The 3318-nt window shown below is 63.1% G+C and carries 3 protein-coding genes and 1 pseudogene; 2 read left to right on the plus strand and 2 right to left on the minus strand.

What is annotated here, in order from left to right; genetic code table 11:
• Window positions 1-209 precede the first annotated feature (209 nt).
• Both Q0520_RS06060 and Q0520_RS06065 read right to left on the minus strand, forming a co-directional pair.
• On the minus strand, window positions 210-1430 hold the full coding sequence (locus Q0520_RS06060; protein WP_298667628.1) for a DNA methyltransferase: 1221 nt from the start codon (window positions 1428-1430) through the stop codon (window positions 210-212).
• Between the two features lie 38 nt (window positions 1431-1468).
• Window positions 1469-2584 carry a TIGR04084 family radical SAM/SPASM domain-containing protein gene (locus tag Q0520_RS06065; RefSeq protein WP_298667630.1) on the minus strand — a complete coding sequence of 372 codons (1116 nt, stop codon included), beginning with the start codon at window positions 2582-2584 and terminating at the stop codon, window positions 1469-1471.
• A 119-nt stretch (window positions 2585-2703) separates the two neighbouring features.
• Here Q0520_RS06065 and Q0520_RS06070 point away from each other — a divergent pair, with 119 nt between their 5' ends.
• Window positions 2704-2865 carry a rubredoxin gene (locus tag Q0520_RS06070; RefSeq protein WP_298667631.1) on the plus strand — a complete coding sequence of 54 codons (162 nt, stop codon included), beginning with the start codon at window positions 2704-2706 and terminating at the stop codon, window positions 2863-2865.
• A 1-nt stretch (window position 2866) separates the two neighbouring features.
• Window positions 2867-3318: pseudogene (locus tag Q0520_RS06075) on the plus strand (hypothetical protein); the annotation flags it as partial.

A 3318-nucleotide genomic window follows, 5' to 3' on the forward strand; every position in this document is an offset into this window, starting at 1 on the left:
ACCACCTCGGCCTCGGAGGAAAAAGTGCGAAGGCCGCTCTCGTCGATCCCTCCCCCGGTATCGGGGAGGAAGAGGGCGAGGCCCCAGACGAGAACGATCAGGAGGGCCCCGGCAAGGGGCAGGAGTATCCACCGGTCCATAGGACGGTTATGGGCGGGCCATTATATATCGTGATCGATAACTGCGGGTTTTTTCGCACTCTTGCTGTCTCATTCGGGCTTTCTGAATATGACAATGCGGTTCGTATTCGTCCCGCCGGTGTTGTTCGCAATCCCCCAGATATTCGAGGTCTTGGTGAAGACCTGACTGTTCACCATGACCCCCTCGGGAACAAAACCTGCCCCGGCACCGAGGGGGACGACATGCTCGTCGAGGGCGACGCGGCCGTGCCGCACCTCGCCGACCTCGAAGGCGACCCGTCCCCCGGGTTTCGTCACCCTGAAGAGTTCGGCAAAGACCCGGCCCATCACCGTCTCCCACTCCTCCACGGTCCGCGCCGTCGTGATCCCGGCCCCGACCTCCTCGGCGTCGAGACCGTTGAACCAGCACCGCAACCAGTTGTCCTTCGCGTACTGGACAATGTCCAGGAAGGGCGGCGAGGTGACGGTGAGAGCGACAGCACCGTCCGGGATCTGTGGCGTCTCGTCGGCCTGCCCGGTGAGAAAGAGGGCGTCCTTCCCCGCACACCTGAGGGACGACATCTCCTCCGGGGAGACGCGCTTCAGGAGCTGGCGCGACTTTTTCAGGATAAGAGCGTGGGTGTCCCGGTACTCCGGCTTCTGGCCCCTCTTCTCGTTGATCCTCCGCTGACTCTCCGGCGAGACCGCCTGGTTCGGCGGGAGGGTGTAGACCGAGAAGAACCCCTTCGAGTGGCCGGTGAGACGGTTCGTCGCCACCATCCTGATCCAGCGGTCGACGGCGTCCTCGTCCTCCTTCCGGCCGAGGAGGTACCGCCGCAGGGCGACGATCTCGGCCCTGGTCTTCGGGTGGTAGAACATCGAGAGGTCGATACCGGCCCGACCGCCCCGACTCCGCGGGACCTCTTCAAGCCTCTCGACGACTTCCGCAAGGTCAGGGGGCGAGAGGCGCGGCCGTGCGAGGACCGCACTCAGGGGGTTGATGTCATTTGCGACCACCCGCCGTCCCCTGAGGGCCGCCTCGATCGCCGTCGTGCCCCGGCCGCTGAAAGGGTCGTAGACGACGTCACCCGCCTCTGTAAAGAGGTCGATGAAGAAGCGGGGGAGTTGCGGTTTGAAACACGCCCTGTACGAGACCTCGTGGATCGAGGAGGCCTGACGCTGCCGCGAGGTCCAGAACTCGTTCCAGTAGCGCGACACCTCGATCCCGCCGCAGGTGATCGTCTCCCTGGAGGTCGGACTCCCGTCGGCGGCGACAAAAGTCCGGAGATAACCATCAAGGGAGGGGGGCATCAGAGTGATATCACACCTGAACAGTCTTAATCTTTGCATCAGGGAATGATCTCGCAACCGTTGAAGTGCTCGTGCGAGAAGTCGGAGATACTGATTGTTCCCTCTGCAATGAGTTCCTGCACCCCGGGGAGGGCCGTCGTCAGTGCGTCGTGGAGGTTCCGCACGGTGCCGCAGACAAGGCGCCGCCCTTCCTGGGGCCACGGGAGGAGGATGTTCGAGTACAGGCACCGTCCCCCGCAGAAACCTCCGATGTCGCAGGAGGTGCAGGGAGCCCCGACATGGACGACCGGGAGGTCGTGGGGAGTGATGCAGGAGATATGCCCGAGGTACCAGTCCTTCATGCCGACCATGCAGGGGCAGGGGATGACAGTCCCGTCTGTCATGATCGTGTAGTTCGCATACCCGCACCCGCAGCGGAGACAGGTCTCCTGCCCGAGGATGAGGTCTTCCATGCACCCGAGGAAGGGGTACCACCTGGGTACCCGCCCCTCGTCCCGCATCTTCGCCACCCATGTCCCGACAAGGCGGCGGATGCCGGGGTTGTACGACTCTTCCACCCATGCGGCAAAGTGGCGCTTCGAATAGTCTCCCCAGAAGTTGGCGTCCAGTTGCCAGTGGACGGCGTCGAAGTCGGGGAGGCCGGCGAGGTGGAGGACCGCCTCCTCGATATCGGTGTCCTCGGTGACGGTCATCCTGGCAATAAGTTCGCCCGCATACCCACCGGCACGGATTGCCCGCACGTTCTTCATCACCCGTGCATAGACGCCGGCGCCGCGGTGGGCGTTGGTGAGGGCCTCCGGTCCATCGACGGAGACGAGTATCGTCGAGAAGCGGTTGACGACCTCAGGGCCGAGACGGTCAAGGAGGAGGCCGTTGGTCTGCATCATGAACCGGCAGGCGGGAGGGGCATTGTCCATGACCTCCTCGATCAGATCCCGGCGGAGGAGGGGTTCGCCGCCGTAGAAGGTGAGAACAGGCGCCCGGTCCTCGGAGAGGAAGCGGTAGAGATAGGTGAGGTCAAAGGATAGGTCGGAAGGGACGGCGTCGTCGACCGCCACCTCGCGACCGCAGGGGTCGGTCTCCTCGAAGTCCTTGGCACGGCAGTAGGAACAGCAGAGGTTGCAGGTGTCGGTAAGAATGAGGTGGTAGTACATCGCTCCCTACAGTTTGGGGCGTGAGGGCGATAAATCCCCCGGTTTTCCACGAAAACGTGGAGGTATATTAGAAGAGTATATCCCAAAATATTATATGCGCGACATACACCTAGGAGACCATGGATATGTATAGATGCACGAAATGCGGGTACGTCTACAACCCGCCGGCCGGGGACTACACCCGGCATATCCCGCCGAACACACCCTTTGAAAAACTTCCCGGGGACTGGGTCTGCCCGAGGTGCGGGGCGGCGAAGAAGTACTTCGTCCCTGCCACGTAGAATGGATCATAAAGACGGGCGCATCGCCTGCATCGACATGGAGTTCGGGCATGTCTACGGGACGCACCGGGGAGTCGTCATGCCCATCGAAGTCGGCGCCGTCGTCTACGGGCGGGACGACGATATGCCCGCATTTGCAGGCATGACCTTCGCGTACGACATCAAGGTCGAGGTCTGGCAGAACAGGACCGGGCCCCTCGGCGTGCGGACAGGCGTCGAGACGAGCGTCGCAAACCCCGGAAAAGGTACGGAAGGCATGCCGTACAACCCCGCCTACCGCCTCGACGGCAGGGGGTGGCAGAGAGCGCGGGGCGTGGCGGCCGCCTCCTTCGCCGACCTCCGGGACTTCATGAACGACCTCTGCGGCGAGGGGGATGTCTCGCGGTTTGCATTTTTTGCGCGGGGGATGGAGTCGAAGGCCCTTGCACGGGCGGGTTTCGACCTTTCCGGGTA

The sequence above is a fragment of the uncultured Methanofollis sp. genome, from assembly GCF_937919355.1.
GTDB lineage: Archaea > Halobacteriota > Methanomicrobia > Methanomicrobiales > Methanofollaceae > Methanofollis.

Bases quoted from the DNA above. Each gene is read 5' to 3' on its own strand.
- Q0520_RS06065 (WP_298667630.1), bottom strand. From the start codon at position 2,584: ATGTACTACCACCTCATTCTTACCGACACCTGCAACCTCTGCTGTTCC.
- Q0520_RS06060 (WP_298667628.1), bottom strand. From the start codon at position 1,430: ATGCCCCCCTCCCTTGATGGTTATCTCCGGACTTTTGTCGCCGCCGAC.
- Q0520_RS06070 (WP_298667631.1), top strand. From the start codon at position 2,704: ATGGATATGTATAGATGCACGAAATGCGGGTACGTCTACAACCCGCCG.